Source organism: Pseudomonas sp. KnCO4, assembly GCF_045344305.1.
GTDB classification, from domain to species: domain Bacteria; phylum Pseudomonadota; class Gammaproteobacteria; order Pseudomonadales; family Pseudomonadaceae; genus Aquipseudomonas; species Aquipseudomonas anuradhapurensis.
In genome coordinates this window covers 2,788,052-2,815,046 of record NZ_CP174199.1, presented here as the reverse complement: position 1 = coordinate 2,815,046, position 26,995 = coordinate 2,788,052, and the positions used below count along the sequence as shown (strand labels likewise).

At 54.6% G+C, this 26,995-nt stretch carries 28 protein-coding genes and 2 pseudogenes; 13 read left to right on the top strand and 17 right to left on the bottom strand.

Annotation, left to right across the window (positions count from 1 at the left end):
- Positions 1-22: 22 nt before the first annotated feature.
- The 3 genes from ACJA3S_RS13330 to ACJA3S_RS13320 all read right to left on the bottom strand — a co-directional run bounded on the left by ACJA3S_RS13330 (position 23) and on the right by ACJA3S_RS13320 (position 3,008).
- A complete protein-coding gene (locus ACJA3S_RS13330; RefSeq protein WP_289514843.1) occupies positions 23-325 on the bottom strand; it encodes a nucleotidyltransferase family protein in 303 nt (100 codons plus the stop codon).
- 121 nt (positions 326-446) lie between these two features.
- Positions 447-1,613, bottom strand: coding sequence for a hypothetical protein (locus ACJA3S_RS13325; protein ID WP_406818825.1), 1,167 nt, complete (start codon positions 1,611-1,613; stop codon positions 447-449).
- Between the two features lie 402 nt (positions 1,614-2,015).
- A complete protein-coding gene (locus tag ACJA3S_RS13320; protein ID WP_289514845.1) occupies positions 2,016-3,008 on the bottom strand; it encodes a DNA-binding protein in 993 nt (330 codons plus the stop codon).
- Positions 3,009-3,202: 194 nt separating this feature from the next.
- Here ACJA3S_RS13320 and ACJA3S_RS13315 point away from each other — a divergent pair, with 194 nt between their 5' ends.
- From ACJA3S_RS13315 to ACJA3S_RS13305, 3 genes are all read left to right on the top strand, one after another.
- Complete coding sequence (locus ACJA3S_RS13315; protein WP_289514846.1) at positions 3,203-4,153, top strand: tyrosine-type recombinase/integrase; 951 nt, start codon at positions 3,203-3,205, stop codon at positions 4,151-4,153.
- A gap of 82 nt (positions 4,154-4,235) precedes the next feature.
- Positions 4,236-4,676, top strand: coding sequence for a helix-turn-helix domain-containing protein (locus ACJA3S_RS13310; RefSeq protein WP_289514847.1), 441 nt, complete (start codon positions 4,236-4,238; stop codon positions 4,674-4,676).
- Positions 4,677-4,908: 232 nt separating this feature from the next.
- Positions 4,909-6,678, top strand: coding sequence for an ATP-dependent endonuclease (locus tag ACJA3S_RS13305; protein ID WP_289514848.1), 1,770 nt, complete (start codon positions 4,909-4,911; stop codon positions 6,676-6,678).
- 95 nt (positions 6,679-6,773) lie between these two features.
- Here the strand turns inward: ACJA3S_RS13305 and ACJA3S_RS13300 are convergent, their stop codons facing one another.
- The 3 genes from ACJA3S_RS13300 to ACJA3S_RS13290 all read right to left on the bottom strand — a co-directional run bounded on the left by ACJA3S_RS13300 (position 6,774) and on the right by ACJA3S_RS13290 (position 8,853).
- Entirely contained in the window at positions 6,774-7,103 is a 330-nt protein-coding gene (locus ACJA3S_RS13300; RefSeq protein ID WP_289515483.1) for a histone-like nucleoid-structuring protein, MvaT/MvaU family, read from the bottom strand.
- A gap of 189 nt (positions 7,104-7,292) precedes the next feature.
- Positions 7,293-8,468, bottom strand: coding sequence for a DUF3800 domain-containing protein (locus tag ACJA3S_RS13295; protein WP_289514849.1), 1,176 nt, complete (start codon positions 8,466-8,468; stop codon positions 7,293-7,295).
- Positions 8,469-8,484: 16 nt separating this feature from the next.
- Entirely contained in the window at positions 8,485-8,853 is a 369-nt protein-coding gene (locus tag ACJA3S_RS13290) for a hypothetical protein (protein ID WP_289514850.1), read from the bottom strand.
- Positions 8,854-9,156: 303 nt separating this feature from the next.
- Here ACJA3S_RS13290 and ACJA3S_RS13285 point away from each other — a divergent pair, with 303 nt between their 5' ends.
- Positions 9,157-9,849, top strand: coding sequence for a hypothetical protein (locus tag ACJA3S_RS13285; RefSeq protein ID WP_289514851.1), 693 nt, complete (start codon positions 9,157-9,159; stop codon positions 9,847-9,849).
- A 30-nt stretch (positions 9,850-9,879) separates the two neighbouring features.
- Complete coding sequence (locus ACJA3S_RS13280; protein ID WP_289514852.1) at positions 9,880-10,659, top strand: hypothetical protein; 780 nt, start codon at positions 9,880-9,882, stop codon at positions 10,657-10,659.
- Between the two features lie 181 nt (positions 10,660-10,840).
- On the opposite strand, the gene ACJA3S_RS13275 is transcribed toward ACJA3S_RS13280, so the two are convergent.
- The 4 genes from ACJA3S_RS13275 to ACJA3S_RS13260 all read right to left on the bottom strand — a co-directional run bounded on the left by ACJA3S_RS13275 (position 10,841) and on the right by ACJA3S_RS13260 (position 13,452).
- Positions 10,841-12,121 carry a Y-family DNA polymerase gene (locus tag ACJA3S_RS13275; RefSeq protein WP_289514853.1) on the bottom strand — a complete coding sequence of 427 codons (1,281 nt, stop codon included), beginning with the start codon at positions 12,119-12,121 and terminating at the stop codon, positions 10,841-10,843.
- The gene (locus ACJA3S_RS13270; protein ID WP_029886617.1) at positions 12,108-12,536 is read right to left on the bottom strand and encodes a LexA family transcriptional regulator; all 429 of its coding nucleotides are present in this window, start codon (positions 12,534-12,536) and stop codon (positions 12,108-12,110) included. Before ACJA3S_RS13270 ends, ACJA3S_RS13275 begins: the two co-directional genes overlap by 14 nt.
- Positions 12,537-12,829: 293 nt before the next feature.
- A complete protein-coding gene (locus tag ACJA3S_RS13265) occupies positions 12,830-13,075 on the bottom strand; it encodes a hypothetical protein (RefSeq protein ID WP_289514854.1) in 246 nt (81 codons plus the stop codon).
- A gap of 89 nt (positions 13,076-13,164) precedes the next feature.
- Positions 13,165-13,452: a hypothetical protein gene (locus ACJA3S_RS13260; protein WP_289514855.1), complete on the bottom strand. Its 288-nt coding sequence runs from the start codon at positions 13,450-13,452 to the stop codon at positions 13,165-13,167.
- A 152-nt stretch (positions 13,453-13,604) separates the two neighbouring features.
- Between ACJA3S_RS13260 and ACJA3S_RS13255 the strand changes: the two genes are divergently transcribed.
- Positions 13,605-13,949, top strand: coding sequence for a hypothetical protein (locus ACJA3S_RS13255; protein ID WP_289514856.1), 345 nt, complete (start codon positions 13,605-13,607; stop codon positions 13,947-13,949).
- Positions 13,950-14,010: 61 nt separating this feature from the next.
- Here ACJA3S_RS13255 and ACJA3S_RS13250 read toward each other — a convergent pair whose 3' ends face one another.
- Positions 14,011-14,418 (bottom strand): NUDIX domain-containing protein, encoded by a 408-nt coding sequence (locus ACJA3S_RS13250; RefSeq protein ID WP_289514857.1) that lies wholly within the window; start codon positions 14,416-14,418, stop codon positions 14,011-14,013.
- Positions 14,419-14,876: 458 nt separating this feature from the next.
- On the opposite strand from ACJA3S_RS13250, the gene ACJA3S_RS13245 reads away from it, so the two are divergent.
- Positions 14,877-15,671 carry an OBAP family protein gene (locus ACJA3S_RS13245; protein ID WP_289514858.1) on the top strand — a complete coding sequence of 265 codons (795 nt, stop codon included), beginning with the start codon at positions 14,877-14,879 and terminating at the stop codon, positions 15,669-15,671.
- Positions 15,672-16,227: 556 nt separating this feature from the next.
- Here ACJA3S_RS13245 and ACJA3S_RS13240 read toward each other — a convergent pair.
- On the bottom strand, positions 16,228-16,518 hold the full coding sequence (locus tag ACJA3S_RS13240; RefSeq protein WP_289514859.1) for a hypothetical protein: 291 nt from the start codon (positions 16,516-16,518) through the stop codon (positions 16,228-16,230).
- Between the two features lie 319 nt (positions 16,519-16,837).
- Between ACJA3S_RS13240 and ACJA3S_RS13235 the strand changes: the two are divergent.
- From ACJA3S_RS13235 to ACJA3S_RS13225, 3 genes and pseudogenes are all read left to right on the top strand, one after another.
- Positions 16,838-17,899: pseudogene (locus ACJA3S_RS13235) on the top strand (PAS domain-containing protein); the annotation flags it as partial.
- A gap of 111 nt (positions 17,900-18,010) precedes the next feature.
- A pseudogene (locus ACJA3S_RS13230) lies at positions 18,011-18,364 on the top strand (sensor histidine kinase); the annotation flags it as partial.
- On the top strand, positions 18,347-18,838 hold the full coding sequence (locus tag ACJA3S_RS13225; RefSeq protein WP_406822251.1) for a response regulator: 492 nt from the start codon (positions 18,347-18,349) through the stop codon (positions 18,836-18,838). The pseudogene ACJA3S_RS13230 and the gene ACJA3S_RS13225, both read left to right, overlap by 18 nt.
- A gap of 117 nt (positions 18,839-18,955) precedes the next feature.
- On the opposite strand, the gene ACJA3S_RS13220 is transcribed toward ACJA3S_RS13225, so the two are convergent.
- Together ACJA3S_RS13220 and ligD are read right to left on the bottom strand one after the other, a co-directional pair.
- Positions 18,956-19,567 carry a LysE family translocator gene (locus ACJA3S_RS13220; protein WP_289514861.1) on the bottom strand — a complete coding sequence of 204 codons (612 nt, stop codon included), beginning with the start codon at positions 19,565-19,567 and terminating at the stop codon, positions 18,956-18,958.
- An 84-nt stretch (positions 19,568-19,651) separates the two neighbouring features.
- A complete protein-coding gene (gene ligD, locus ACJA3S_RS13215) occupies positions 19,652-22,429 on the bottom strand; it encodes a DNA ligase D (protein WP_406822184.1) in 2,778 nt (925 codons plus the stop codon).
- Positions 22,430-22,679: 250 nt separating this feature from the next.
- Between ligD and ACJA3S_RS13210 the strand changes: the two genes are divergently transcribed.
- Positions 22,680-22,898, top strand: a complete 219-nt coding sequence (locus ACJA3S_RS13210) for a general stress protein (RefSeq protein WP_260270056.1) — start codon at positions 22,680-22,682, stop codon at positions 22,896-22,898.
- Positions 22,899-23,178: 280 nt separating this feature from the next.
- Here the strand turns inward: ACJA3S_RS13210 and ACJA3S_RS13205 are convergent, their stop codons facing one another.
- Genes ACJA3S_RS13205 through ACJA3S_RS13195 form a run of 3 tightly spaced genes read right to left on the bottom strand, consistent with a single transcriptional unit; the run spans position 23,179 to position 24,004 of the window.
- Positions 23,179-23,607: a DNA methylase gene (locus ACJA3S_RS13205; RefSeq protein WP_406822183.1), complete on the bottom strand. Its 429-nt coding sequence runs from the start codon at positions 23,605-23,607 to the stop codon at positions 23,179-23,181.
- Positions 23,604-23,828, bottom strand: a complete 225-nt coding sequence (locus tag ACJA3S_RS13200) for a DUF2188 domain-containing protein (protein ID WP_260270058.1) — start codon at positions 23,826-23,828, stop codon at positions 23,604-23,606. The genes ACJA3S_RS13205 and ACJA3S_RS13200 overlap by 4 nt, the downstream gene beginning before the upstream one ends.
- Before the next feature lie 17 nt (positions 23,829-23,845).
- Positions 23,846-24,004, bottom strand: a complete 159-nt coding sequence (locus ACJA3S_RS13195) for a hypothetical protein (RefSeq protein WP_172830919.1) — start codon at positions 24,002-24,004, stop codon at positions 23,846-23,848.
- Between the two features lie 931 nt (positions 24,005-24,935).
- On the opposite strand from ACJA3S_RS13195, the gene ACJA3S_RS13190 reads away from it, so the two are divergent.
- Together ACJA3S_RS13190 and ACJA3S_RS13185 are read left to right on the top strand one after the other, a co-directional pair.
- Complete coding sequence (locus ACJA3S_RS13190) at positions 24,936-26,174, top strand: FAD-dependent monooxygenase (RefSeq protein WP_406822182.1); 1,239 nt, start codon at positions 24,936-24,938, stop codon at positions 26,172-26,174.
- A complete protein-coding gene (locus tag ACJA3S_RS13185) occupies positions 26,164-26,841 on the top strand; it encodes a siderophore-interacting protein (protein ID WP_406822181.1) in 678 nt (225 codons plus the stop codon). The genes ACJA3S_RS13190 and ACJA3S_RS13185 overlap by 11 nt, the downstream gene beginning before the upstream one ends.
- Positions 26,842-26,995 lie beyond the last annotated feature (154 nt).

Below are 26,995 nucleotides of genomic sequence, written 5' to 3'. Positions count from 1 at the left end.
GTTGGCTGAATTCCCTCCCTGACTATAGAGGAATGGCAGAGCGCTCGATCTCAAGTTTTAGATGCTCAGGCATGTTGCTCGCGACGTTCAATTCAACCGGTACGCCCAGCATCTCCTCAAGCCTTGACTCAAGATCGAAGATCGTGAAGAGAGAGATTTTCCCTTCCCGCTGGGCTGGTATGGTCACCAGAAGTTCGAGGTCGCTCCCCTCGACGTCTTCATAACGACAAACTGAGCCAAAGATTCGAACGTTCACGAAGCCGCAGGCTTCGATGGCTTCCCGCATTATCTTATTTTTGCCTTGAATGGCCTGGGATGGCTTCACTGTTCACCTGGTCGGCTGGACGTCTTCTGCATAGCTGGATATGTACGTCACAAAGTCGATTATCGCGGCCCATGGCCTAGCCTGCTTAAGACAAGGGCGTGGCCTCCGCTGGGGCTGCAGGCTAACTCGCCCACCAGTCGCTTTCATCTCTGACCACCCTGTACTCGGAAAAGTATTGCTCAATTTCACAATCTAATGACACGACTTCGAGCGATGTCGACGGGTCTAAGAGATCGGCCTGTTGTCGCGCCCACTCAGCCCATGCTTTGACCTGTTCGTCTTCTGCCTGGCTCGCTCTGACTACCTGCTCTACAAAGGAGCGTAATCTATTCGCCTTTTCCCACCGCTCTAGATTCCGCACCAACCGCTTGCGCATTCGGCGCTGTTGTTCTGCTTTGATAGCTTGAGCTTTGCGAGCTCTCTCCTCTTCGTCGTCGCGCCTCCTCCTTTCCTCAGATTCCTTACGATCTGTCCTGATCCGTAAGATCAACGCTTCTAAGCCGGTGATAAAAAGGTGGATCTTCTCCTCTATCTTGCCCGTTTTTGCGTCGGCAAAGGTTTTCTGGGGCCCGTAGTCTGGACTTTCCCTGAGGATCAAAGTCAGCTCCCCGGTAGAGAGATATTCGTATTTTGGTAGGCCCATACGTGATAGATCCAATGACCACACCTTCGCGGGTTTTGGGTCAGGCGGCGGCGGTGGGAGCTCTTGCTTCGATAGCCTTTCACGAAGGGTTACGTAGACAGTCTCTCCGTCGAAGGTGACCGTCGTGTGCTGTTTGGCAACGGCCCACTTACAGCCATTCGCTTCAGTGTGTTTGAGCAGCGTGTCCAGGAATATTGCTGAGCGCTCGATCAGTGCAGCCGAGATGCGAGTATTGAGCACGTTGTTTTGCTGCAGTGCTAGTCGCCCTTCAACCGATTTAGCTTTTTCAGCCGCTTTGCGCCAGCGCTCTACGAGGGGATGCGGATCAACCAGGACATCAGGTATTGGCACCTGGGGAAGCGGAGGCGCTTCGCTGGGGATCTTGGTTGGCTTCGGTGGGAATAAGGTGCGATCTAATACGCGGAATGAAACCAACTCGTTTGAGGTTGGTGGCGTTGGTTTCTTGGGTCTTTCTGCTGCTGGCTTTGCCCAGTGGCCTCGACGAGGGACAGCGATGCCGGCCTTTCTGCAGGCTTTACCAAGCGCTACATCTGAGACACCTATCTCGCGAGCAAGGGTCAGAACTGGTGTTGACCAAACCTGCTCGAAGAGCTCTTGGGCTGGGAACGATACTGTCTTGTACATCTAGCCGCCTCCAGCCATTTTCACCGGGTTCTCAGCGAAGGTTAGCTCCTTGAGCATCTGGGAGCTCGGGGAGGCGATTTCGATGGGCTCCCAACGGCACCTGCGAAGCCAATGGGACATCAAGTCTATTAGGCCTGAGCTACGAGTGGCGCTAGGACTGTGAGGGTAGATCCTGGCACCTCGCGGGTTGCTCGACGGGTTAGCTCAGTTTTGTAGCCCATCGTATCGAGCCAGGCATGGCCATCCAGCTGATCAACGTGATCTGTCTGACTGTGGGGCATGAATTGCGCCTATCGAGCACGTAGCCGGGTACGGCGCTTTTCCCATGCTGATGGCTGTGAGGAAATCAAAAGCAAGGAGCACATCTGTACGCCATCGTGTGATATCTCTCGATTGACTGGCTTATCCCTCTGACTCATTCGTACCGATGGAGGCTCGCAGCTCCTGGATTTCAGCTTCTGCCTTTGCGAGCTTTTGCGCTAAATCAACTTCCTTACGCTTCGCTTCGGCGGCATCGGAGCGAGCTTCATTAGACTCTTTCGTCTTGCTTTCAAGCTGGTGCGCAAGGAGCTCTTTGGCGCCTTCCGCCCGGGCAGTCGCGGAATTGGCGATGCCTAGGTCGCCTTTCAGATGCTCAATAGTGTGGCGATGCTGGTTGGCTTCCTTGGCGTGCTGGCGGCTTTCAGCGATTAAGCGTTCGTTGTCGCGGATCATCCGTGTGGCCTCCTCCTGCTTAACCATCAGCGTCTGCTGCAGGACTGTCACCTCCTGCTGCATCTGATAGATCTGTGACTCATGGCGGCTTAGATCCTGGTCGCGCTGTTCTTTTACCGCAGCGCGGTAGTGTTCAAGCGATTCCCTCGCATGCGTGTGCTTCTCCTCGAGCGACTGGATTTGGGTGTCCTTCTCTTGGATACGAACTTCAAGGTCAGCGCAGTTCTGGCTGATCCTGGCGTTACGAGTAATCTCAGTTTGGAGGCTGGATTGAAGGGTCTTGAGCTCTTCATCCTGGCTCTGCAGCGCGGACTGGAGTTTGGTGATTTCCAATTGCGCCTGATCGAGCTGAGCCTGAAGTGTACTGCTTTCCGCCTTCATCGCTTTGCGCTCTAACTCGAATGCCGCTCGCTCATGCGCCAGCGCTGCATTCCCCTCCTCCAGCAAGCGTTCAAGCATCTTGCCCACCATCTCCGTGAGCTCATCACTCAGGCGCGAAGGTGAAGCGGATGGTCGCGGATCGTGCGACTCAATTTCCTTCAAATATCGCTGAATTGTTGTCTTTGAGCCGGTATTTCCGAGCTCGATGCGTATAGCGTCGATACTAGGGTTTTGCCCTCTGGACAGCAGTGCCTCTCGAGCCTTGCGCACCAATGCCAGGTTAATGCCGCCTCTAGCCATTTCAGCTCCTACGATTTCGTACTGTTTTACGTGTCATGTAATTACGTGACACGTTACCATTATCTTTAGGTTGAGATCGCCTAATTTCTGGTAAGACATAATTGAGGATTATCTCTTGTCAGATGCTTGAGCGGGGTTAAAATGGCCCAGAAGGCAGTACAAATGGCAAAAGCGAGCCACCGGAGGCGAAAACGGTGAAAAACGTGGTTGAAGGGGCGAGTAAGGCAGAAAGGTATCTAGAGGCGAGTGTTCGTCAGAACACGTCGAAGAGCTACGCGGCCGCCCTATCCCACTTTGAAGTCACCTGGGGCGGACTTTTGCCAACCACCACCGAGTCTGTGGTGAGGTACGTCGCTGAGTACGCCGACCAGCTGGCGCTCAGTACGCTCAAGCAACGCCTGGCTGCACTCGCCAATTGGCATCAAAGCAATGGCTTCCCCGATCCCACCAAAGCTCCGAAGGTCAGGCAGCTGCTAAAAGGCATCCGAGCCTTACACCCTGTTCAGCAAAAACAAGCAGCCCCACTCGCGTTGCTACACCTCGAAAAAGCCGTCGCCCACCTCGAGGATGAAGTGGCTCAGGCAAGATCTGCCGGCAATATGGCCGCCCAGCTCAAGGCGACCCGAGACATCGCCCTGCTCACAATCGGTTTTTGGAGGGGCTTCCGCGGGGACGAATTGGCCAGACTCACGATCGAAAACACGCATGCAGAGCGTTACGTCGGGATCAGGTTTTACCTGGGGTCTAGTAAGGGCGATCGGCAAAACATCGGTCGCGAGTACAAAACCCCATCGCTGAGCAAGCTTTGCCCTGTGGAGGCCTATCTGAACTGGATCGAAACTGCAGGCCTAGTCCGCGGTGGTGTGTTCAGGGGGATCGATCGCTGGGGGAACATCAGCGAGAAAACTATTGCTGCCCACAGCCTGATCCCTCTTCTCCGAGACATCCTCCAGCGCTGCGGCCTTCCCTCGGAGACCTACAGTGCTCACTCAATCCGGCGTGGATTTGCCACATGGGCATCGAGCTCCGGCTGGGATATCAAAACGCTCATGGAATACGTGGGCTGGAGTGACATGAAGTCAGCACTTCGGTACGTGGAACCAGCACAACAATTTGGCGGACTCATTAGGAAGCTCGAAGGATGAGTCGAAGGTTCAGCATTCTCCAGTGCAGGGCGCTGAATCGTTGAACTCATTGGCCCGGAAGTAACCAGGAAGCGGGAGCCCCATGGCGCTTAAGGAATCGTTTGCAAACGTGCTCCGAGCAATCCGGAGTAAAAGGAATCTCACCCAAAGACAATTGGGCGAGGTCGCAAGTCGCACGTACCTCTCGAAATTGGAAGCCGGCAAGTCGAGCATCACCATCGACAAGCTGAATCAGCTCAGTGGGCATCTGAATCTCAGTCCACTGACACTGCTTACCTTAACGATAAGCGAGCAAACTGGGCAGTCTGCAAGCAGCCTGGTTCTAAAGCTCCGCGATGAGCTCCAGGAGATATTGCTTGACGGTGAGTTTGATGGATTGGCCCTGCCGGGCAATGAAGCGCTTGCAATGCCGGCTTTACTTCGCGCCTACAGGAAACCGCTGGTAGGTCGTAGCGCTGGTACGATCGGATCTCCCGGGCAGACCGAATTGTTCTTTTCTGAGAATGAACCGAGTCAGGCGTAAAGCCATCCTTGCAGTGCTTTGCAACAGCGCTTGGCCTGCCGGGGCCGCCCTCGGAGTGAACCGCTCGGGGCGCTAGGCTCACCGTTCGCCTAACGTGAGCCAATTGCACCAAACAGTTTTTGGGCATTTCTAACATCCGTGCAACTGGACTCCACCGGCCCAGATAGTGGCGCATAGCCACACACCAGCTACGCTGAGAGGCCATCCCCACCGCACACAGGGAAGTCCCGCCATGCACGCGTTGAGCAAAATCCACATCCAAAACTTCCGCTCTTGCAATCAAGTGTTTTTGCCGCTGGGTGATTTCACCCCACTGGTTGGTCAAAACAATGCAGGGAAATCCACGATCCTCGACGCGATCAGGTTGGTGCTTGCGCCCAAGGCATTTGCAAAGACAGATGCAAACGACCCCAGCCAGCCGATCATCATCAGTGCATGCGTATCTGGCATCACCCAGGAACTGATCGAACAAATTCCTGAAGCCAAGCATCGAGCCGCGATTACCCCCTACTGCATCGGCGGAAACCTTTGGATAAGGATTTCTGCATCAGGCTCAGCAAAGCCGATCTCGGAGGTCTGGGCAGACGCCAATCTAGACGAGCAAGGCCTGCCTACCTCCTGGCGCTCCTATCCCACGGGGCTGCCGCAGGCTATTTCGGCATTGCTACCTGAGGCGTTGCACATCCGCGCCATGGACGATGTCCAAGAGGACTTAGGCAAAGGCAAAGCAGGCAGCACAATTCGAGGACTGCTGGACGAAATCATGGCGCCTATCCTCACCGCGCACCAAGAAGTACAGGACGCACTCACAGCGGTCAGGAACATCCTGGGCGCCAACGGCGAGAATAGATCCCCTCTCCTGACAGATTTTGATAACAGTGCCAACAGTGCCCTCTCCAGCTTCTTCCCTGGCTTGCTGCTGAACCTGGACGTACCGTCTATCGACGTTAAGGAGTTCTTCAAAAGTGGTGATTTAAACGTGACCGATGAGATATCCGGTCAAACCAGGCGATTCGACACCCTTGGTAGCGGTGCACAGCGTGCGATCCAAATGGCTTTGATACGGCTTCTGGCTGACATTAGAAAAACCCGCGATCAAGATCTTGCCCGTCGACTCCTACTGATCGACGAGCCCGAAATTTTTCTCCACCCGCAAGGTGTCAGGGGCCTCCGGGAAGCACTCCAGATGCTTTCAAAATCTGGCTACCAGGTGGTGTTCACCACGCACTCGCCATTGATGGTTAGCAGGGATAACGCACCAGATACGGTGATCGTTCGCAGGTCACGAGAGCACGGTTCGGAGGTTCGCGTCCCCATGGGTGCAGCGGTTGCGCAAGCCATCTCAGAGGCACAAGCCCAATCTCGGACTCTCTTTGAGCTGGGGAACATTGCTGAGATCTATTTTGCCGAAAAGGTGATTCTCTGCGAGGGCAAGACCGATCAGAGGCTGCTGCCTCTCATCTACGAAAAACTCTATGGAGTAAGGCCTGAGCTCGAACGTATCTGCTTTGTTGCACTAGGTAGCTGCACGTCCATTCCCAAGGGCTTCTCTGTACTGACAGCGATGGGCATCAAATGCGGCGTGATCGCTGACTTGGATTTTGCATTCACGCACGCCAGAGGCCCTTGGCTGCCGAAGGAGTGCGAAGAGATGACCAACGTCAAATCTGTACTTCAAAACGTTAGCCAAGCTGAAGGCTTTCAACTCGGCGGCCATGGCATGCCTCAAACATCAAAGAGTGGATCAGCCGCTGACTGCTGGGCCGCCTTTGCTAAGCACTCCGATGGGCAACCGCTCGCAAATGCTGCTCATGAGGCCATGAAAAATCATACAACCTGGGTATGGCCCATGGGATGTATCGAGGATGCCTTGAACATCACAGAGAAGGGAGAGGCAGCAATAATCGCTCAGGAGGACAACATCAGGAATTGGCAACCGGAGGTGATTGATCAGGAGTACCCCGTTTTCCGTAGAGCCCTGGATTGGATGCGGGCCATCTAAACGATTGAGCTAGCTAACCCATCTGGGATCACCTGACAGCATCTCCATAGAAAAGCCCCCATCAGGGGGCTTTAGCAAACCATTAGTGGAGCATGTTACTGGGCGAGCCAGCCCTCCACCACATCAGAACCGTACTCAGCCTTCCACTCCTTGAGCAGCTTGTGATTCCCACCCTTGGTTTCAATGATTTCACCGTTGTGCGGGTTCTTGTACTGCTTAACCTGGCGAGCGCGACGCGGGGACTTTTCAGCTACTGCTGGAGCGGCGGCACGACGGGTGGCTTGAGGATCCAGAATGTTGATGATGTCACGGAGGCTGAAACCGTATTTGTTCAGCAGATCACGCAATTTGGTCTCAAATTCGATTTCTGCTTGAAGCTCGGACGAGCCTTTCATTGCTTCCAGTTCGGCCAGCTGCGCGGCCAGTGTTTGCTCAAGCTAACGGAATTCTGCGAGACGAGACATATGAGATCCTCAATTTAAGGGAAACAGGCGGAACATCCTAAAGCATCCCGCGAGCGATGTCTTTTAATAGGACGTTGATGCTGGATCTTCGTTCGGTTTAACTAACCTAGAATTTTCTAGAAACCAGCAAATTATGCCTGGCCTTCTCAATCAGCTGTCCGGTGCGAAAGCATCAAGTGAGGATAGGAGCTTCTCCAGATCCGTAAGTCTAGAGACCTTGATGATGTCGTACTCACCGCTACTACTGAGCTTGTAAACCTCTCGGGCCTTTTTGACACGCTCAAGCAATGGCACGACCACGCCAGATGCCATTTCCAAGAAGTCATTGATGTCCGCCCTTGTCTGGGGAATTTTGTAGCCTTTGGATGTACTTGTGATGATGACATCAGCATCCCGAAGCTTCGCAATGCCACTTGACCGCACCCGCTGCTCCGACAGGTCGCCAAAACCTCTGTCACCAAGATGGGCCAGAATGTCGGCTGTTGGGATGTAGTCCTTCGTGACGAACTCGCTCTGGAATCTCAGGTAATCCAGGATGCTGACCTGCAGACGTTCATCCTCGTCCGGGTACTGGCCGGCCTTCTCGATGAAACGGTCTGCCTGGCGGAGGGCTTCCTGATGCACCTGGTAGTCCGCGTAGCTGGACTCATCCATCGGTGGAGCAAGCAGCGAATTGAACTTGGGTGGCCACTCCAGAAGGCCAAGGGTCTGCTCGCGGAGGAGCTTTTTATAGACCTCAGCAATATCGCCAACAGCCTTCTGCTCATAGAGCTGGGCTGCAGATCCCGCAAAGAAATCAGCGACCTGAATCAGGACATCATCTTTGCTGGATTTCGTCTGGAACGCATGGTCGTCTCCGAAGAGATCATCGACATAGCGATCTTGGACGTATGCCTTCAGGCTCTCCTGAAACTCGACGCCTCCATGCTCATCCACAGTCATCTGTAGATTGCGGCAGTTCCTAAAAAGCCTCCCGTAGAGCAATCCGTTGATGTGCTTTACGAACGAGGTCTTAAACTGCAGGCCTCCATCTTTGTAGATGCGCTCCTTGTCAACGACGACGAAATAGAGCTTGATCGGAAGCTTCGCCAGGTCGGAAAGGATACGAACACGCCGGTCAGCATCCTTCGCTCGCACCTTACTCGACTTGATTTCGCCTGTCTGAAAATGCTGCCGGCGAAGCTCCTCGGCACGCTGGTAGGCGTCCTGCAGGTCTTTCTCAGCCACAAGGATGGAGCAAACCACGAAGAAGCCAGAGCTCCCAGCCTTGGATGTGTCTAGGTCAGAGTTACCTGACTCATCAACATAGGCATACGTTCTGTCCAATCAGGTGCCTCCCTCATCAATAGGTGGCTGTACTGCTACCAGGAGCGGGCCCTTCGCTGAATGTGTAGTTGATGACTACATCATCGCGGATCAGGACATCCAGCGTCTTCTGCGTACCGGTGGTGGTGACCTTCATCGTCACAACGTAGCTCTGCGCATGGGCAGAGCCAGACGTGTACGTGTAGATCCACTTCTCATCGGTCTCGCTCACAGCACTCTTCGTGTAGGGCTCACCGAAAAGTGTTTTCAGCTCTGTTGTCGTGGTCTTTCCTTTGGTGATGCTCGCTACGCCCGCCGATGGGAAGTCGCGTCCAGCGGTGTAGTGGGAGGTGGCACACGCACCTAGCAAGAAGCACATCCCAACGACAGCAATGAACTTGTTCATAGTCTTCCTTGAAAATCGTAAAGCCCGAGCTTATCGCGCGAGCAGGCCAAACGCCATCATCCAGTGCTCGCGGCACACGTACGGGACGAGATTTGGAAGGGCAATCCATGGGTGTCCCATTTTTGCAGCTGGCCTGTCCTCGCCTTGTCGATCCGAGTGCCTCTGGCTTCATGCCCACTGGAGGCAAGCGGCAACGCCTCAGCACACCAGGCTAGAAATCATTGAAGATGTCACAAATTAATCATTGACGATGTAATATTTTCAATCTAATCTCCGCTTACACCTTCTGAACGGGCCGACACGATGAGCACTTATTGGCGTAACCAATTTGAGAAAACCTTTCTCTCGCCAGAGGAGAAGCTCGATTTGGACGAGATTCTCCAGGAAGCGCACGATGTTTATTGGGGTTCACTGGGTGCCTCATTGATCAAGTTCAATGGGGAAGTCGACTCCAGTCACTTGGCAAATCTCAATCAGATTTATCGAGGTCAGAGCCCTGTTCAGGAAGCAGCAAGAGATTGCTATGACTATGCGATCAATGGCCGGCTGAAACTCGCTACAAATGGTGCAGAGCAAAGCCGAATGAACGACAGCTGGATGCGTTTGGCCACACTTGTGTTGTCTGCAAGACCCGACATCGAAGTCTTCTCGCCGATCATCGGCGGCCGAGAAATGAACTTACCTAAGGGGCTCGAAAAAATTATGCTCCACGCTTTGATTCGAGCACGGCTAGACCTCGATACCCACCCGGCATTTCAAGATGACGAGGCACTACCCATGTTCTTGTCGGGTGAAGATCAAAGCGGATATCTGACCCTCAAGGAAATTGCAGTGTTGGGGCAAATGACAGAGCGAGCAGTACGCAACGCGGCTCAACCCACCGCAGCTGACCAGCTTCAAACACGTAAAGAACAGAATCAGACGGTGGTCGACTCTAGCGAGGCCTTGCGCTGGCTGAAAGGACGCCGTGGCTTCATCGCTACCCGTGCTGACTAACTCAACTGCCAATCAACATAGGACGTGACCATGAGCCTCGAACAATTCAGCACCCTGCTTGCTACTACAACACACAGTTTTAGCAACGGCCTGCCAGCGGAGCTGTTGTTGGCGTCGGAAGGCAAGTTGCAAACCTTCTATGCCCCCTTCGACCACATCAACACCGATGCCCGTATCGTGCTGTGCGGCATCACACCAGGATTGCAACAAGCCAGCCGCGCCTTGGATGAGGCTTGCAGACAACTTCGCCAGGGGGCTTCTATCGAGCAGGCCAGGGAAGCCGCCAAGGCAACCGCTAGCTTCGCCGGGCCGATGCGAAACAACCTGGTCAACATGCTGGATCATGTGGGTGTCCAAACGCTCCTAGGTATCGACAGCTGTGCACGACTCTTCGATACACACCGTCATCTGGTGCACTACACCTCAGCATTGCGCTATCCAGTTTTCGTTGACGGCCAGAACTATAGCGGTAGTCCAGCCATGCTCAGCCGCTCCAGCTTGAGGCATCAGGTAGAAACTCATCTGGTGGAAGAGATCAAAGCCCTGGGCACCAAGTGCCTGTATGTGCCGCTGGGGCCGAAGGTAACGGAGATCTTCCTACACTTGCAGGCCAAAGGTCTGCTGAATGATGAGCAGCTTCTTGATGGCCTACCCCATCCTTCAGGGGCAAACGGCGAGCGCATCAGCTATTTCCTCGGCAGAAAGCCTCGTGATGAGCTGTCGGCTCTAACCAATCCAATGGTGTTGGACAGCGCCAAATCAAAGATCTTGGACAAGCTTGAAAAACTCCAAGAGACGAATCGGCTTTAACCGAAGGGTGGAGCTGTATCGGCAGTAGATCGTGGTCACCGCCTGGGGTGGGGCGGCAATTCCCCCTCTCTCTCGCGCTGGGCTCGCCCAGCTTACTGCTCAGCAGTGCAGCGGCTCTAGTCTTCAGTAGCCGCTTTTTTCTGAGCTGCTTTTGCGCTGTACCAATCGAGCAATCGCGAGATCATTTACGGAAAACCGTCCATAGCTCATCAACTCGAGTGGTAAAACTCTGGCTCATCATTTCGCGCCGCATGCCCCAGCCGGGATCGACCGGCACGCTCGCAACCCGCATCGTCCCCCTACCCCACCTGCCATTCACCGCATCGATCACCCCCATCAGCTTTTCACTCGCCACCGGCTGAGCCGCCGCGAACAGATCACCCGTGATTTCGTTCGGCTGGCTCAGATCGAGTAGCAGCACCTCTGCCTTGCTATAGCGGAAGCCTTCTCGGAACTCCCGCTCCACACCCTCCTGCGCCGCCTTTGTCAGCAAACGCGTGTCGTCTGTTGGGTATGGCAACTCGACCAGGACGCCGTTGGCGTATTTCGCTTCATCCGGATTGAACATGCCCGTGCGGATACTCACCCGTAGCCGTTTGCAAAGCGATTGCTGAGCGCGGAGCTTTTCAGCTGCTCGCGATGTGTAGGTGGCCACGGCCTCTTTGATCGGAGCCAGCTCGGTCAGCCGGGTACCGAACATGCGGCTAGAGCAAATCTCCTGTTTCGGCGGGTCGGGCTCGTCGAGTTCGAGGCAGGTGGTACCACCAAGCTCGCGGACTGTCTTTTCCAGCACCACGCTGAACTGCTTTCTGAGCGACCAGGCATCAGCATGCGCAAGCTCCCAAGCGGTGCGGATGTCCATAGCCGCCAGGTGGGCGGAGAGACGACGGCCAATACCCCAGACATCTCCAGCGTCGCATTTCTTGAGTACCCAGCTGCGCATCACTTCATCGCGCAGGTCGACGACCCCGCCAGTGTGCGACTGCCACCTTTTGGCGGCATAGTTAGCGAGCTTAGCCAGCGTCTTTGTCGTAGCAATCCCGACGCCGACCGGGATGCCTGTGCGGCGGTACACCTCTGCCCGGATCTGTCTTCCAAGCCGCTCCAGATCGCCCGGCATGCCAGTAAGCTCAGCGAAGGCCTCGTCGATGCTGTACACCTCGGCTGCTGGCACCATCGACTCGATGACGGTCATCACCCGCTCGCTCATGTCGCCGTACAACTCGTAGTTTGACGAGCAGGCAACGATGCCATGCTTACGAAGTTTGTCCTTGATCTGAAAGTACGGCTCGCCCATTTTCACGTAAGGCTTCGCGTCCGCCGACCTGGCAATCACGCACCCGTCGTTGTTGCTCAACACGACGACGGGTTTGGTACGCAGGTCGAGGCGGAACACCCGCTCACAGCTCGCGTAGAAGCTATTGCAGTCTATTAGGGCGAAGACCCGCTCAGGCTTTGTCATGGCTTCGCACGCTGTAGGTCACGACACCCCATACCTGGAGTTCTTCGCCTTCGAGGAGGTAACGGGATGGGTAGCGTGGGTTTTCGGATTTGAGCACGACCTGGCTGCCGTCCCGGGCAAGTCGTTTGCACAGCGGCTCGCAGTTCACAGCCGCGATCACAATGTGCCCAGGCTCAGCCTCAATGGAGCGGTCGACAATCACCAGATCGCCAGGGTAGATGCCGGCGCCGATCATGCTGTCCCCTTCCACACGCACCAGGTAGATATGCGGGGCCCGGACGTCGAGCAGCTCATCAAGCGAGATACGCTTCTCAAGGTGATCGGCTGCCGGCGAGGGAAAGCCTGCTGGGACGTGAAAGGAAAAGAGTGGGAGCTTTGCTCCGCTGGGCTCAAGGGGGCCGAGGATGGTGACCATGACGAAAACGCCTATACTGTATATTCGTACAGTTAAGCGTTTTGGCATCACTTGGTCAATCCGCAGTAGGGCAGATTAGATGGCCGGCACCTCGAGCGTGGCCCCTGCGGGGCACGGCTGTCGTGAACCGCACCCAGGCTGCGCCTGGTTACGGCCCTACCGGGCGTCCATCCTCACGCCTTCGGCCCATCCTGGCCGGCGCGCTCTGCTTGCTCTTTTGTTCACAAAATGTGTGGTGCGGAAAGAGCATTCCAGGCGCTAGAGAGTCAACCTTGCCCGCTTTCAATCCGGAGTCAGTTGAATGGTCGAAAAAATTCCGCCAAGTCAGAAACGCCATCATTGAAGCGCTTCAGCCTGCCGTCCTTCAAGTAAACGGACACCACAACAAAAGGCGTGTTCAAGCAGAAAAATGCCAACATACCCCACGCTCCTTTACCAAGCAGCAATATCGCAGAACCCGCCAGTATTACAGCCGTTACGAGCAAATAGGCAATTCTCAGTGGGATATAGCTTCTGCGATCCGTGTCGATAATCCTCATGGCTTGAGCCCCTCAATTTTCGTGTTTCTAAATGAACCGATGCGGGCACGCCACTGCCTGGAAGCATCAGCCACATCAAATATCTTGTCTCATACGATCAGGCGACAAAGTTGAGAAACCAATACCTGCGCATCCGCTTGATACCCCGCGCGCCACCGGTGGAGCCAATCATCAGGAGACCCCTGCTCCTCCCACTCGGCCAGCGCAAGGGCATTGACGATTTCCATCTCAAACCAGATCGCCTGCCACCCAGCAGCATCTGTGACCAGAGTATGGTCTTGCCAGACAAACTCAGTCAGCGATACGAAGCTCGACCACGATCTGAAATCATCGGGTGCACGATGAGCCAATGATGTCAGTTCCGACGCAGTGCGCATCGCTGCCTTCCTTCTACAAGAGTTAGCTATCTAGCATTCTGCCAGAGGATGGCAAGAGAGGTCTCGAACCCCTATGCCAGAGCCATCCACTGAACCGAACTGGCATTCCCTAGTCGAAGTTGTGATGCTCAAAACTGGACGGAGCCGCGACCTTGTTGATCGGATTGCCCATTCTGGCGGTAACGGTACTGCTGACTGCCTGCACTCAGTACCGTTACATCGACCCGCAGACCTTTGAAGGCCTAGATTGCCTCCACAAGCTCGACGCCGAGGTAAATGAGTGCGAACGCAAAGTCAAAGCACAACAGGATAATTTCAACTCGCTACACGAGACCCAAGCACGCTCGACGCAGCAATGTGAGCATTTCAACACCATCAACACACCGAATGCGTGCCCACCGCCACCCAGTCCCACCCAGGTGCCGAACTATTGCCGCTCTGGTTACAAGGAAAAATATGTAGCGTGCGGCGGCAGGATCGAGAAGATCAAGAAGTAGCTAGTGAGATCTGCATGATGATGGGGCCGTCATGGTCAGCCAAACCGTGCCCAAGTCGCCGTCAGGAGCTATATGCGGTCAACGCCGGCAATCGACTTGACAAAAGCCCAGCGGCTGTCGCATTCAGCATCGCGGGAGTGAGCTTGTCTCTGAGCACCCATTTGCAGGCCACGATCTCATTGCAAGCAACAGGCCTTTCTTCATCATCGAAATGCGTGGTGAACACGTGGTGGACGGTAAGACCCACCTGAACAGTGCACAGGGGAAACAAGCCGTGGCCTTCAATGGACGTCTCCTCTTGAAGCTCCCGTGCAGCCGCTGCCGCAGGTGATTCACCTGGCTCGATAGCACCGCCAGGAAAATTCCACTTCCCGCATTGCTTCCGTACTAAAAGAATCCTGCCGCTTCGAAGACAGATTATCGTTGCCCTGGCCTTGATCTTAGCTTTTCGCGCTTTTTTGTCCCGCATGCACACACTCAGCTCGTCATTAGGTTCATATCCGTCTCGTTTAGCGAGGAGAGACTTATTCCTTGAAGACTCACCTCTGTGACGAGTCGTTCAACCTGATAGGCACGGCTGCCCAGCTGACAAATCCATAACTCGGTTTACTAGGCTCGCGATTGGCTGGGCTGTGCATGACGATCAAAGAGACTCGCTGGCTCTTTTCACTCGGAGGAGCCGCTGGGTCAGCGCAAGTACCGTGAGCCATGGCAGTTCGGATTACAGAATGAGGACGTACTTTTCACTCAATTTTCACGACTCACCGTCGACACTTGAGTTAACCCTACGTGTGATAGAAGCTCCCATTAACCCGCCTAGCAGCGGGTTTTTCTTTTGCTGATTTCTTGAGCCGGCCATCCGTCTCTTGGGCCGCTCATTCGATAGACCAAAGCTGTCCATTCTGGACATCAGCCAGAGCCTATCTCATGCGACCTTTCCTAAAACCCGTATCCATTCCATTGGCCTGCTGCGTTCTGTGGGCTTGCTCTGCTCCCGAGACGAGGTCGCCAGTGGACACGCCCGGCAGGCCTGAATCAGCAAAGACTCAACTGCTGGAAGCGGGTGCAGCGACACTGCAGGCCAAGCCGCCCATTGAGGCTATCAACGCCTATCTGGATGGCTTTCATTTTTACAACGGTCACCCCGATGTGCAGATGGAGGCGCATCACTACTGCTCCATCCTCAACGAAGATGTCATCCAGTGTGTGATCTTCGACGGCAATAGGGCGGACGCGAAGATCATGGGCGTTGAGTACATCATCGACGAGAAGCTCTTCGCTGGGCTGCCGGCCAAGGAGAAAGCGATGTGGCACAGCCACGGGTATGAGGTCTCTTCCGGGCAGCTGATCGCGCCAGGAATTCCTGCGCCTGCTGAACATGCCTTGATGGAGCGGCTTGCCCATACCTACGGAAAGACATGGCACACGTGGCACACCGACCAGGACAAAGCGCTCCCTGTGGGTGTTCCGCAATTGATGATGGGCTTCACCACCGATGGACAGGCTGACCAAGCGATGATCGAGCAGCGGAATCGACGGTTGGGAGTGGATGCGGCGAAAACCAAAGCTCAGAGAGCCGATATTCAAATCCCTGCGGCTGACCCCAAGGCGGATGGTTGGAAGCACGGCACCGTAATACAAATCACCGATCCAAACGGCACGCACCTGCATCCTCCCGCTACACCGACCCCAGCAACTACAAACAGCCGTTCAAGCGAGTAGCTGCCGGGGCAGTGTGAAATAGGCTCAACCGCGCGCCGGCTCCTTCGGGGACGCCTGACGTGAACCGTACCCTGGCGCTGCCAGGGTACGGCCCTGCGGGCTTCCATCCTCAGGCCTTTGGCCCTTCCATGGGCCGGCGCGCTCCGCTTGCATTGTAGCCGCGTTCAGCAGGACGAAGCCCGGTGGGGAGCTTGATATCTTTCCTCGCTTATGAGTGAGAAGATGTCCATATAGCTTCTGAACAGCCGCTAACCCACGTCCTACTGCTCCGGGAGGAGTCAGGCATGACTGAGTACGAATCGATCCGAATTACGGCGCAACTTAATGCTTGTGGCGAGGTACTCAGGTCGCTCAGGGCTTTGGACGCCATAGATAGCTCATCCCATGACTGCGCAAATCTGCGGATGAGAGCTGACTTTCAATACGCGGCGTTGAAGATCTTGCGGGACGTGCAGCCAATGGCTGACCCTAGCGCCGGTGAATGGGCTTGGCTATTGAGAGGAGATGGTAGTGGCCGGTGACGTGTGAGCCAACGGCCACTGGATACTGGTTGCAGCTAGGCCACTTGTTTCACGTTAGGGCGCTGATCTGTCGCCAGACGCCTTGCTCGACCAACCCCCCACGCTAATGCTCGGGTCATTGACTCGCCGGGTCGGGACTCGAAAGCTTCCTCATGCAGCGCCATTCCACATCCTGCGTACACGCCGATGAACATTTGCGTCTGACCTGTGCGCGAAAGCCTGACCTGGACATCGATAGTCGTGCCGTCATCGAGCTCCTCGTCATGGCTGCGATGATGAAGCACTGGATCCGCCCAATCCCAAAAAACATCACCACGAATACGCATGCCGCCCTCCTACGACTTTAGTCTTGTACGGGAACCTAACCATAGCAAAGCAAGACAGCTGTTCAATGACTGGATTTAAATAAAAACCTTTATCGGACAGTTGGCCGTATTTCCTGTACAAACAAATATGTTTGTACAACTTTTCTTCTCCTGTTCGACAAGGTCTTTAACGTCGTTGCGCCTGTTAACGCCCAGCTGTCTGATTCATTGACCACCCACCGAAAACCTCTGAACTCCATCGTGGAGGCTCACTCTTCTGGGTATACCCCAAGCCTCGCAGCGTAGGAAACAGCGCTAACCCAAGCCCTAGGACAGGCCCATGGAACGCATGTCTTCAAGCCGAGAATCAGCTACCACATTCACGAGCACAGCGCCTATTGGGGGTAGTGTTCATGACAGTGAGATGAGGTTCAGAGCGCTCGTCACAGCAACAAGCACGACGGTCTATAGGATGAGCCCCAACTGGGAGGAAATGCGGCAGCTGACCGGTGACGGCTTTCTGGAAGAGACCTCTGAGCCGTGCAAGAGCTGGATGGAGAAATACATCCCTGACGGCGACCGTGAACAGGTCATCGCAGCCATCAACAAGGCCATCCAGAACAAATCTGTGTTTGAGCTGGAACACCGGGTACTGCTACCCGATGGCACATTTGGATGGACGCTGTCGCGCGCCATCCCGATCCTGGATGAAGTAGGCGAAATCACTGAGTGGTTTGGTGCCGCTAGCGACTTGACCGAACGACATCTCACACAGGCTCGTTTGAGAGAAAGCGAAGCCGCCTTCAAGATTATGGCGGACACCATGCCGCAGTTGGCTTGGGTATGCGACGCGGATGGCAAGATCGTCTTCGTCAATGACCAGTGGAAGCAGTATTTTGGCGAGGCAGGCGAACAGAAGAACGCCAGGCTTTTGGCTGCAGCCTGTATCCACCCGGACGATATCCAGCACACGCTCGATGATTTCGACCGAGCGTGTTCTACAGGAGAGCCCTTCGAGTCAGAACATCGCCTCTGTGCCGATGACGGTGAGTATCGATGGTTCATGGTTCGAGCAATGCCCTACCGAGATCCTGAGTCAGGAAAAATACTCAGATGGTATGGCATGTCCCTGGATGTTCATGATCGCCATGCTGCTGAGGAACAACTACGAGATTTCAACGAGCAATTGGAAGTGGAGGTTCAGGCCCGCTCACATGATCTATTGGCCGCTGAAGCGCAGATGCGCCAGATGCAGAAGCTAGAGGCCATCGGGCAGCTCACTGGCGGTGTCGCCCACGACTTCAACAATCTTCTGACCATCATTCGAAACGCCGCCGAGCTCTTGAGCCGCAGTGAGCAACTGTCAGCCAAGCAGACCCGCTACGTTGAGCTGATCAACCAGACCACTGACCGTGCGGCGAGGGTGACCACACAACTACTCGCCTTTGCAAGGCGTCAGGCCTTGAAGCCAGAAATCTTCCTCGTCGCTCATCGCGTGGAGCGAATAGCAGAGATGCTTCGAAGCATGGTGGGTGAAACGGTGGATATCGTCGTAACTCTCCCTTCTGAAGACCACTACGTGAGTGCCGATCCGAATCAGTTTGAAACCGCATTGGTGAACCTGGTCGTGAACGCTCGCGATGCAATGAGAGGTTGTGGCGAGGTCGCAATCGACATCGTCGCCGGAGAGGCCCAGGATGAATCCGCTGGCTGCTCTGTCATCATCAGCGTTGCAGACCATGGCCATGGCATCGAACCTGCAATTCTGGAACGGGTTTTCGAACCGTTTTTCACAACCAAGGCGATTGGCAAAGGTACTGGCTTAGGCCTTTCTCAGGTTTATGGTTTCGTGCATCAATCCGGCGGCAAGGTCGACGTAGAAAGTGAAGTTGGCAACGGGACGACCATTCGTATCGCATTGCCCACTGTGGGCGCACCAGAGCCGCTCACCGCCCCTCGACAGGCAGGAGGCATTACCGGAAGCGCTGCTAGGGTGCTGTTGGTTGAGGACAATCTCCAAGTTGGCGAGATAACGGTCAAGCTGTTGCATGAGCTCGGCTACGACGCTCAACTCGCAGGTGACGCCGCCAGCGCAATCGAGCTGCTCGAACACCATCTCGACAAAATTGATGTGGTGGTGACTGATGTCGTGATGCCAGGGATGAGTGGGTTGGAGCTAGGAAATGTCATCGCCGATAGATGGCCAACACTGCCTGTTGTTCTCGCCAGCGGGTACAGCCACGCGCTGGCGAAAAACTACAGGCACAAGTTTCGACTGTTAAAAAAGCCATACTCCATTGATGAGTTAGTGACAGCTTTGAGCCAAGCAACAGTGGACTGACCAACTTAAGCTCTCAAGTAGCAACGACTTGCACTGCATTTAATCCGCTGGCGTGGCGTAATGAAAGTATGCCCACAATGTTGATCAGCCCAGCACCCGTCCCATCGCAGAGTGACACTACCTCGATATAGCCATCCAACCTGCACAAGCGGTCATTATTCCTGCTGAGGTTCGGTTTAGCCGCTTCATGGCCTTTGTCGAGCGAATCGCCTGCGTGATCTTCGATGCGGCAAGCAGGTAAGCCAGCTGAACGGTCAGATCAATACCGATGCCGAGTAGCGTAATGAACACCATCTCAGAGGTAGTCAGAGAGGTAAGGTCAAACGCATGAGGCAAAACAGCGCCGAAGAACACCACGGCCTTAGGGTTGCTCAAGGTCAATGCAGCGCCGGCAAGAAGCCCACGACCTGCAGATCGGTTGTCCGGCTGCTGCGGTTTTTCGACATTCTTTGTCCAAAGGCTCCAGGCGATGAATAGGATGAATGCAACACCCAACCACTTCACTGCCACGAACACGTGCTCAAACTGCAGAGCCAATGCAGCGAGCCCTAGCGTTGCCACGAGCAGCCACACTGCATTACCCAATACCATGCCAGCAATGTAAGGCACCGACGAACGAGCCCCACGGGCAACCACCTGACCGAGGAGGCCAGCTTGGGCCGGGCCGGGAATGGCCGCTGCGATAGCGAACGGCACAGCGAAAAACCAAATTGAGGACGTTGCGCTCACGAAACCACCCTTAACTCTGTTCTATTTTCGCGATAATGGCCCAGACAGCGTGCGCCCTCAACCCACCTGCAGCAACATCAAGGCCTACTTCATTCCGATCCGCGTTTTCATTTCCAAGGTGATCAGTTGCCTGATGCTTGGCATACCCTCCCACGGGTCATCGCCACCCAGCTCGTCCAGCCGCTCCTGAACATTCTTGATGTTCCACTTGGCAGCCGACTGCAGCTCGACGATCTCCTCCCTGAAGATCGGCACCGATACCGGTAGCCCCTCCCTGGCCCGTGCGGAAAAGACATTGGCAGTGGTGGCCCCTTTTCCGTTGCGCAGATAGTCGATGAAGATTTTGCCAATACGATTCTTCGGGCCCAGCACGGCAGAGAACCGATCCGGGATCAGCTTGGCGATGTACTTCACGATGGCCTGGCTGAAGTCCTTCACTTCTTCCCATGAAGCTTTAGGCGCGAGCGGCACCATGATGTGAATGCCCTTGCCGCCACTGGTCTTAAGAAACGACTGCAGGCCCAATTCATCGAGTACCACCAAGGTCAGCTGGGTGGCTTCGACCATGGCCTTCCAAGGCAGCGCGGGATCAGGGTCGAGATCCAACACGAAGCGGTCTGGCTGCTCGATGTGGTCGGTCGTGCCGTTCCAGGAATGCAGCTCAATGGTGCTCATCTGCACGGCACCGACCAAGGCCTCGACGCTGTTGATGACCATACCCGCTTTGCCCGCTTCTGCCTTCGGCACTGTTGTGATATTCGGGATGGCAAGGCGGTCAGCGTTTTTCTGGAAAAACAACTCTCCGGTGATCCCTTCGGGCGCTCTTACTAGAGCGATGGGCCGGTCTTTTAGATGGGACAGCAGCCAAGGTGAGACCTGCGCGTAGTATTCGGCCAGGTCTCGTTTGGTAAGGCCGCTGCTCGGATCAATCACACGCTCAGGGTGGGTAATCCGTACCTTGGTCGTGGCGGCCTTGTCGTCCGATTTCGCTTTGGCTGACCTTCGCTCCTTCGGCGCAGGCGCCGGCTTCTCCTCCGTAATATCCTGGGCAGGCTTGTCCGTCCGAATCCCCTGGAACACCGCGTGCCTGACCACGCCGTCCGAGGTGATCTCAGCGAAGGTCACCTCGGCCAGCAGCGTCGGCTGCAACCAGTGAATGCCTTTGCCGTCGACACCTTTCGGTGGGTTCATCACCGGCACCTGTTTCTGCTCGAGCGGCAACAGCGTTTCCAGGATGGTGGCGAGGGTCGACTCGGTAAAACCAGTGCCGACTTTGCCTGCGTACCGCAACTTTCCACTGTCTTCATCATTGAGGGCCAGGACGAGGGCCCCGAAGCCGCTCCTCGCGCCTTTCGGGTCGGTGTAGCCGACGATGACGAACTCCTGGCGATGCTTGCACTTGAGCTTGATCCACGTATCGCTGCGGCGGGATACATAAGGGCTGCCCAAGCGTTTGCCGATGAGCCCCTCCATCCGCATCTGGCAGGCACTGTTCATTAATGCGTCCACGTCTTCGGTGAAGTCTTCGGAGAACCTCACCAGCGGGTCGGTCGCGTCAGCGAGAAGCTGCTTTAGCAATCCACGACGGCTCTCGACCGGCACCTGCCGAAGATCGACGCCATTGAGGTATGGAAGGTCGAACAGGTAGTAGACGATGCTTTGGCTCCTGCCGGCGTCGAATGCATTTTGCAGCAGCTGGAAGTTAGGTACGCCGTTTTCATCAGGGATCACAATCTCGCCATCCAGCCAGGCTGATTCAAGTCCGAGCGAGGCGATTGCACTGGCCTGCTTGGGCAGTTTCGCAGTCCAATCGTGACCGTTGCGAGTGAAAAGCCGGACGTCATCCCCATCGACCCTGCACAGCATGCGGTACCCATCAAACTTGATTTCGTAGCGCCACTCTTCGCTTCGAGGGCTGGAATCGACCAGGGTCGCTAGCTGCGGAGAGAGCTTCTCTGGCAGCGCTCCAGCCACAGCGCCTTCAGTGCTCGGCCCGGTGACGGTTGTGGGAGGGTTCGGCTTAGGTGACGTGGCCTTCGCCCGACCGCGCTTCTTGGGGATGATGGTACGGTCGCTGAGGACACTATTGGGCAGTTTGACCACAACGTCGAAATCAGCGAGTGGCTTAGCGGCCTCATCCTGATGCTTGATTAGAAACCATTGCTCCTGCTTACCCTCGATGTTCGTCCGAACAAGGTTCCATAGGCCCGAGAGTTTCTCGCCCTGCAGTTCGAACTTCATACGACCTTTCTTGTAGGCCTCAGCCGGATCGCCCTGGGGAAGCCATATTCCACGATCCCAGACGATGACATCCCCGGCACCGTAGTGCCCTTCCGGGATCGTGCCTTCGAAGGACGCGTAATCGAGCGGGTGATCTTCGACATGCACCGAGAGGCGCTTTACCTTCGGATCCAGGCATGGCCCCTTGGGAATCGCCCAGCTCTTCAGCGTGCCGTCGAGCTCCAGGCGGAAGTCGTAGTGCAGCCGAGTGGCATCGTGTTTTTGAACGCAAAATTGCAAGGCGTGAACGGATGAACGCTTCGAACGCTTTCCAGATTTCTCCGCACCTGATGGTTCCGGTGAGGCGTTGAAATCACGCATGCGGTTGTACTTTTCCAAGCCTGGAACGCTCGGATCCTCCTCCACGTCGTCCCTGCGGATCAAGGATTGAACAAGATCATCGAGGGAAACGCCTTGCTTGCTGGCTTCAGCCATGAGGGCCTGGACAACCATGGTGTCACGCAGGGCCGACAGCGGCTCTCCAGCCTCCAGCGCTTCCGCTTCACTCAAGACTTGGACTTGGGCAAGCGCGTCCGGATGATCCGCCGCGAAGATCATGAATGCCAGGGCCGTGTCGTCCATATCCCGAATCCCTCTGAGACCGTGTCCAAATTCGAGGGGGCAGAAAGGACTTCAGTTCAGCGCGAGAGCCGAATGGCCAGGGCCTGAAACAGTTCTACTGGGATGCTAAGAGTTGGCTCGCCACAGTCCGGGAATCAGCTTCCTTAGCGCAACTCGTCGGGCAAAGCGAAACTCAGGTGAGCGAACTAGCCGCTTTCACCCCTCGGAGTTGAACACAGACTTTCCTGTGTGCCACATGAGGTGAAAGATCATGGCTAACAATCAAAGTAATCGCGGTCATCAAGGCGGCACTGCTGAGAACAACCCAGGCAACTTCGCCAACGACCGCGAAAAAGCGTCTGAAGCAGGCCGTAAAGGTGGTCAAGCGTCGGGCGGGAATTTCGCTAACGACCGCGAGCGGGCTTCCGAGGCGGGTCGCAAAGGCGGGCAAAACAGCCACGGTGGTGGCCGCAATAGCGAAAACCGCTAAGCGGGCATGAGTTATGCCAGGGTGTCTTCACCCTGGCAACTTCGAGGCCCCGTAGACTCAGGTCAGGAAGCGAGAAGAATTGGCAGGAGCGGCTTGCTTCGAATCTGGCAACGTCTCCCCAACAAGATCAAGGTGCCAGACAATGCGGCAGTACACAGGCTCACAACGAGGCCTTGGTCTGGATTAGCGAGCTCCCCAGTAGCGGCCATGGCTATCAGCCCCACAGCTACAAAGAGACCGCCACAACCCAGCCCGGTAAGAAGCCATCCGACTACACGCATTACTTTTCTCCCAGAACAGCTTCACGCTTGAAGATTTCCAACGTCTTCGGCCCTATGCCCTTGAATCTGAGCAACCACGCGTCAAACTCAGCTGGTTTCATTGACCGGCTCTCTACAGCATTCGTTCGAGATTCAAGTTCGGCAGCCAGGCCAACACCTAGCTCATGCAATCGCGAGGCAGTGGATTCGTCGTAACGCGCATATCCTGCCTGGCCCAAAAACCTGACGAGATCCCGATGGGAGCAGCCAGCCAATTTTTCAGGCGTATCCAACCCAAGCCGATCAACCAGGTTCCGGTAGGCCTCGACTGCGACCGAAGATCTAATCCTCTTCCCAATCAGAAAGCTTGCGAGCAGCCACTTGTACAATCCGTAGCCGCTCGGATCTCGGACATCAATACCGAGGTCAGCTGCGGTGATAGGAATCACCCCTTCGAACGCTTTGGGTCGGCGGAACGCGGGTAAGTGCGCTCTTCCTCGATGGTACCGTCAGCCTTGTGGATCTTCACCGAGGCTATTTTGCCCTCAAAGAAATCGGACAGCGAACCCACCAACTCCTGCTTCGTGGCAGCTCGCTTGGATGCTCGTTCCGCACCGGCTTTCTTGAGCTCCCAGCCATCAGCGGTTGGGCTCAGGTGGTAGTTGTCCATGGCGCTGCTCCTCCGCTTTAAATCGACTCTGCGTCGTCCTGGATGTCTTCCTCAGCCTCTGCTGCGTCCGTGGCGTCGGCATCGTTCAGGGGCGGTGAGGTGGGCTTTTCCGGATCGTTAATGTAGGGCACGCCGCTGGGGCCTTGCTCTTCAAGTCCTTCGGTTTTCGGCTGCATAGTGAATTCTCCAGTTGTTGTACTTAGAGCTCCGGCGTGCATCAATGTTCATCTGCGATCTCCCCTGCTCCGGGGTGAGCAAAAGCCTGTAGACAAGTTAGAGAATGCTCTGAGGGCGCTATATAAATACATACCGTAAGGAAGCGACCTCAAGAAGAATGAGTGCATTTTTATGGCATCGCTTTAGGAGCGGCCACCAGGGCAGGCCTCATAATTCAATAAAGCCGTCAAAGCCTGAGCCAGCTGATGCAACACTGGCGGTGTGAATCTGGCGAGATACAAATACACGTCGTCGCAAACGCGATACTTTAGGGCACTTTGCTCAGCTATGATTAGCAAGGCTTGAAACAATCCTCTTAAAGCTGACTGATCCAAAGCGTCAGTGGAGGATACAGATCAAGATCGCACAATTGCGCTTACGTCGTAGTGCAAACACATTCCGGTGCAGGTGAACTCTGAGTTTGGCACAAGCCAGTGCTGTTGCTACTGCTCAGCACGTCAAACCACGAGGTTGAACGTGTCTAGTTTATCCATCCCTCCTGCACAATCATTCGCTACACCTTGCTTGCTGTTGGCAAGCATACTCCTACACACCCCTAACTTTCTTGCTTCGTTCAAAAGACTTAGCCAAGCATTGGGCGACACCCGACCTACTTTCGGCTACGAAGCCAAGAGCTTTGGGCTTCTGCATGCCCTAATCATTATTATCTCCGCCTCGGTGGCACTAGCAGCCTTCGAAACTAGATACCCAGAAAAATCCAGTTACAACCATCAATCAGCTGAACATAGCCTCGATGATACGCCCCTATTCGCCCACGAATAGAGGCCCGACTCAGAGTTCACACTGCGAGTATGTCTTAATCATACATATGCACCTTCAAATCATTGACTTCAATCATCAGCTTATAAACTTGACAAAAGAGAAAATCAAATGTCTAAAAGCGTACTGATTTCAGGAGCCGGAATTGCCGGTTCGACATTGGGATACTGGCTTTGCAAGTTCGGATACCGCGTGACGATTATTGAGAGATCCCCTGTTCCGCGCTTAACTGGGCAAACCGTCGACATACGAGATGAAGGCCGAGACGTCATTAGCAGGATGGGGATCCTTGACAGTATCGAAAACCTCATGACAAATGAAAGTGGGCTTAGATTCGTGGATGATGATGACACCATCCGCGCTGAACATCCACGCGCTGGTGGAAAAAAGTCTTTCGTAACTGACATAGAAATTCTCCGAGCCGATCTATGCAATATACTTCTAAACGTAAATAAAGAGAAAATTGAATACATATACGGGGACACGATCACTTCGTATGTAGAAGGAGATGACAATGTTGACGTGGGCTTTAAAAGCGGCGCCCGGCGTCAGTTTGATCTCGTCTTTATCGCTGAGGGCATGCGATCTAGAACTAGAGAGCTTGTATTCGGATACGTGCCAGTTCACCACATAGGCTTATACACGGCATATTTTGCGATACCTTACGAAGAGCAGGACGGCAACTGGGTCAGATGGCACAACTGTGTTGGCGGGAAATCCGTACTACTGCGTCCCGATAGGCAAAAAACTTCGAGAGCCTACCTTTACATTAGAAGCAATGAGCGCGGCCTAGACTTGAAAGACCGCCCTGAAGTCATTCGTTTCATTCAAAACACCTTCCAACACGATGGCTGGGAAGTACCAAGGATCATCGAAGGTCTACGCCACGCCGAAGATCTGTATTTTGAAGATCTCGGTCAAATAAAAATGAAATCGTGGTCGAGAGGACGCATTGCAATCTTAGGCGACGCAGCATACTGCGCAACGCCTATTAGTGGCATGGGAACCACCCTTGCGATCGTAGGGGCATACCTACTTGCAAGATCGCTACTCGAAAATCCCGTACATGCACAGGCGTTTGCTAGCTATGAAAAAAAGATGCGCCCATATGTTAACAAAGCGCAGGCTTACAACCCTTGGACTATTCGCCTAGAACAGCCAGATACCAAGCCAGGGATAAATTTTTTCTACACACTTAAAAAAATTGATCAATACCCCTTAATCAATCTCGTAAAATCCTTGTTCAACTCGAACAAATATGACCCTGATCTGCTGGGAGATGAATCACTCACAACATGCCAATTAGCAATGACCACCAAACAACGCGGAGGTGTAAGTCATGACCAATAGCTCCAAGCCTAGTTATAAAATTTACAAGGTTGAGATTAAAAAGGTGCAGTCCATCACACCGATGATGCGAAGACTCACACTGGATGCCTCGGGTGTACCAGGCTTAAGAGCAGACCGACCTGGCCAGTGGGTGAAAATCTTCGTTAGAGATGAAGCAGATAATCTTCAACCAGGCCGCGCTTACACAATCCGAAATATGGATGAAGCGACAGGAGAAATCGATGTAGATTTTTTCCTGCACAACCCATCCGGCCCTTTGTCTACATGGGCAGCTCTGACTAAGGCTGGTGAGTTTTGCGAAATCAGTTCGCCGCATCGTAGCAGTGGGATCGTCATCGCTGAACAGTCAACCAAGTATTTTCTGGCAGCCGACGACACTGGGCTCCCTGCGATTCTTTCAATTCTCGAAAACCTCCCAGAAAACGCCACTGCGAAAGTTTTGATGGAGGTTGAAAACGAGGCAGAAAAACAACCTATTAAATCTCTTGCGCAGATCGATGCACAATGGCTTTACAGAGCATCAGATAATTATTCCGGATTGTCTGAAGCCATTTTATCAAATATCCCGCCCACGCCCTGCGAGGACTTCATAGCTGCAGAATCTAGCGATATTAAAAAATTAAATCCCATCTTAATGACAGACCCGAGTTCAGGAACATGGACTTAAGCGGATACTGGAAGCGAGGCGAAAAAGACTATCGAGACGAGTAAAAAATCTGATATTTCATCCTGTGCATCAAGATGACGTTTCATGAAGAGTGGATGAGCTCGATGCTGTTCGAGCTCCCCCACAACTGTCCAGCCCCGCCGCGGCTTAGCCG